4 protein-coding genes are annotated in these 3,794 nt (G+C 61.3%); 3 read left to right on the top strand and 1 reads right to left on the bottom strand.

Translation table 11 applies throughout. The features are described 5' to 3' along the window. On the top strand, positions 1 to 242 hold a 242-nt coding region (locus tag ACZY1I_RS32070), incomplete at its 5' end, for a hypothetical protein (RefSeq protein ID WP_463761678.1). 50 nt (positions 243 to 292) lie between these two features. Here the strand turns inward: ACZY1I_RS32070 and pip are convergent. Next, positions 293 to 1,291 carry a prolyl aminopeptidase gene (pip, locus tag ACZY1I_RS32075; protein WP_463761681.1) on the bottom strand — a complete coding sequence of 333 codons (999 nt, stop codon included), beginning with the start codon at positions 1,289 to 1,291 and terminating at the stop codon, positions 293 to 295. A gap of 395 nt (positions 1,292 to 1,686) precedes the next feature. Between pip and ACZY1I_RS32080 the strand changes: the two genes are divergently transcribed. Next, positions 1,687 to 3,195, top strand: coding sequence for an EspA/EspE family type VII secretion system effector (locus ACZY1I_RS32080; protein WP_463761679.1), 1,509 nt, complete (start codon positions 1,687 to 1,689; stop codon positions 3,193 to 3,195). 158 nt (positions 3,196 to 3,353) lie between these two features. After that, on the top strand, positions 3,354 to 3,680 hold the full coding sequence (locus ACZY1I_RS32085; RefSeq protein ID WP_463761682.1) for a phosphotransferase: 327 nt from the start codon (positions 3,354 to 3,356) through the stop codon (positions 3,678 to 3,680). Positions 3,681 to 3,794 lie beyond the last annotated feature (114 nt).

Here is a 3,794-nt window from a genome sequence, read left to right on the forward strand (position 1 = left end):
CGCACAGAGACAACGGTGACCTCACCACTCAACCGAGCGCAGCCACGGACTACATCCCCGCCACCGTGCAAGCACTGCTCTGGCAAGAAGGAGCCGAAGACGCACCCCGGCACAAACAAGCCAACGCCATCCGCCACTGGCTCACCACCCACCAAATAACACCAATCATGGAGTACTCCATACGCATACATGGCTTCTCAGAACTCCTCGACCCGCAGCGCCAACAATCCGCAGAGACCTAAACCAGGAACGGCGACGGTGGTGAGACACGAACTGATCGACCTCGAAATCTCTAGAAACGAGAATGCGATGGGTGAAACCGTGCGTGCGATGGGTGAAACCGTGCGATGGAGTCGATGACTGCGGCGCCCATGGCGGGGCTGCCGGTATGGCCGGAGTCTTCAATGATCTCTAGGTCGGCGCCCGGCCAGGCGTGAGCGAGTTCCCACGCGGTAAGCAGCGGTGCTGACAGGTCCAGACGTCCGTGGATCAACACTGCGGGGATTCCATGCAGACGAAGGGCGTCCCGCAGCAACTGACCGTCCTCGAGCCACGCGTGATGGGCGAAGTAGTGCGTGCAGATCCGCACGAACGCCAGTTTCGCGGCGTCGGGCTTCGCACCGTACTGACCGGGACTGCCCAGGGTTTCGTGGGAGATGACGGCGTCCTCCCACGTGCACCAATCGCGGGCAGCCTGCTCGCGCACGGCGATGTCGGGGTTCTCCATCAGCTGTCGGTAGGCCTCGACGAGGTTCCCGTCACGGTGACGCTCGGGTACCCCCGCACGAAAGCGTTCCCATTCGACCGGGAACAGCCGACGCAGACCGCCGTAGAGCCAGTCGACCTCTTGGGGCCGGGTCATGGTGACCCCGATCAGGATGATGCCGATCACCCGGTCAGGGTGACGTTGGGCGTAGGCCAGGATCAGCGTCGACGCCCAGGAGCCGCCGTAGAGCAGCCACCGGTCGACGCCCAGGTGCTCGCGTAGTGCTTCGATGTCGGCGAGCAGGTGCTCCGTGGTGTTGTGCGTCATGATCGTTGCCGGGTCACTGGCGTGAGGCGTGCTGTCACCGCATCCACGTTGGTCGAACAGCACGACCTGAAATGCCGCGGGGTCGAAACCTTTGTGGGCGCCCCGTGGCCTGCCGGATCCAGGTCCGCCGTGCACGACCAGCACCGGCCGGCCGTGTGGGTTGCCCCTGGCCTCCCAGTACATGAGGTTGCCCTGACCGACGTCGAGCAGCCCGTGGTCGTACACCTGCGGCTCAGGGAACGCTTGGTGCTCGGACACAACGGTTGACGCTACCGCCGGCCCTTGTCCCCGCCGAAGAATCGAGACAGGAAGTGATCGACCTCGAATCTCCAGAAACGAGAACGCGATGGATGGAACCGTGGCGATGACCACCATTACCACCGCACCGATCAACACGTCGTCGAGCTGGTCCATGCCTCCGGCCCGGTCCAAGCCCGCCGCGACCGCCGCTTCGACGTAACGCCGGGCGGTCTTTCTACCCACCCCGCCATCCGCAACCCGTGTGCCCGGCCAGCCACCGCTCGAAGTACCTACCCATCAACGTGGCGGGCGACAATAAATTGGTGCCGTGAGCACCTCCAGCTCTGGACTACTGTTATTGCTTAACAATATCTCCGGCGTGCTGCGCTTCTTAACAAAGGAAATTTGGTTCAATGGTCTTCTATTCGGAAGCTTTTCAGGTAATTTTTGCCCTGGGCAATGTCGGGAAACAATTTGTAGGAAACCAAGACCCTAAATTCACCGGCGAGTATTCCTGGTCCGCTCACCTCAACGCCTATTCAGATGGCAATGCCGCGATCGTGACAACTGCTAGGCGATGGGCAATTGAGAACGGAAACTTTCGCCTAGCCGGCTCGCCGTTACTCGAGTCACCACCGCGACCGAAACTAGGTATCTTAATACAAGATTACAATAATTCTGCCGATTCTCAGATGAAAGCCCTCAGGAAGCAGCTCAACCAAGACCCCAAAGTAACTCATGCGGGCCGCGTCGCTGCCGAAAACTCGGTTTGGCAAGAGCACCAGCAAGCACGAGATATAGCTTGTGACGGGCAGGCCAACAACGCCGCGCGGGCCGCAAGCATCATTGCCTGGACTATCACCACGGTTGAGCTGCTCGAACAGACAACCGGTTACGGCCCGCCGACGGACGGAGCCGAACTCATCGAGGGCTCCGAGCAGATGACGGATCTCGCCGCACTGTTGGGGCTAGCTAAACCTCACGACAGCTGGCAGGGACTGTCATCCCAGGATTACACGACGCAGTCAGCAACGGCTCAGAGTACGGCGAAATCAATGGCAACGTTGGACGGCTCGTTAGCAGAAATCGTTCAACATCAAGCCGCTTGGAACACCCACATGCGCCTCGGGTTCGGCATTGAAAAGGGGTTACTCGGTGGGGCGCTGTTAATTGAGGAATACTACAGCTGGAATGTATTCGCTCCGGAAGGCCCCGCTTTTGCGTTAAATTTCGCGCTTTGTGTTGCCTCGCTGGGTGTGACTATCGCCGTAGGCATGCTTGGCGCTCTGCTAGGCATTTCAACAAAAAGCGCGAAAGAGATAAACAATCTCACCGCCGGATACGCCGAGTGCGCCGCTGCCACCGTGCTTTCATCGGCTCCATCCATCCAAACGACCGCTCCAGTCGCCATGCAATCCACGACCGCCAGCTCCGCCGACACCACGGTTTCAAACCCCAACACCACACACTCGTCCGCCCCGCAGAGCACCCTGCCCTTCCAATCGCCAGCATCTAGCGCCCAACAGGAGCCGGGTTCGCCATCCAAAGTTGCGGCCGCCCCCACAAACTCAGATGGCGCAACCTCACCCGAACCCGCCCTGAGTCCACTAGACCCGGTGACCGCACTGGCAGGACTATCCAGTCCACTCCTGCGGCCCGCACCCGATACAACCAAGCGGGCCGATGAGACGCGAGAGCAGCAGGCGCGCTACGACCGGCCGAACACCAACTCGAGCCAACAGACCCGTCCCGAACAGACCACCGCTCACACCAACCCCACCAACGCCACCAGCTCCAACAAAACTGACGAAGCCGACACGACCGAGCACGCAAGCGGCCGCGTACCGATCGCAGTTACGATGGCGGGTCTCGTCGAGCCGGAACCAGAACTAGCAATCGAGACCGCACCTCGCCACAGCTGACGGTATCGCCGCTCACGGTCGGCGGACTAATTGCTGAACAGTTCCCGCAGCGGACGGATCTCCCTATCCAATCGGTATCGGGTGCAGGCACGGTCAACGCCATATTCCGCGTCGGCGAACACGTCGTAGCCCGGTTTCCTCTGGAACCCAACGATGACATAGAGGCGGTGCGCCACGAACTTGGGCTTGAGGCCGCCGCTGCAAAGGAACTGAGTGGCCGGACCCCTGTTGCCACCCCCACTCCGCTTGGAATTGGCGTACCCGGTACTGGCTATCCTTCGCCGTGGTCGGTCTTCACCTGGCTACCAGGCCATCCCGCCACCGCCGATAGCTGCTCCCCCTCCGATTCCTTCGCATCGGATCTGGCCGTATTCATCTTGGCCGTGCGCGCCATAGACACCCGCGCGGGGTCGAACCCTTTGTGGGCGCCCCTCGGCCTGCCAGATCTTGGTCCCTCATGCATGACCAGCACCGGCCGGCCATGAGGGTTACCCCTGGCCTCCCAGTACACGAGATTGTCCTCACCGACATCGAGCAGCCCGTGGTCGTACAGCTGCACGCTCGGGAAACCCTCGGCGGTCGGACACAACCGGCCACGC

The organism is Mycobacterium sp. IDUB_37 (genome assembly GCF_055419245.1).

Bases quoted from the DNA above. Each gene is read 5' to 3' on its own strand.
- ACZY1I_RS32080 (WP_463761679.1), top strand. From the start codon at position 1,687: ATGGTCTTCTATTCGGAAGCTTTTCAGGTAATTTTTGCCCTGGGCAAT.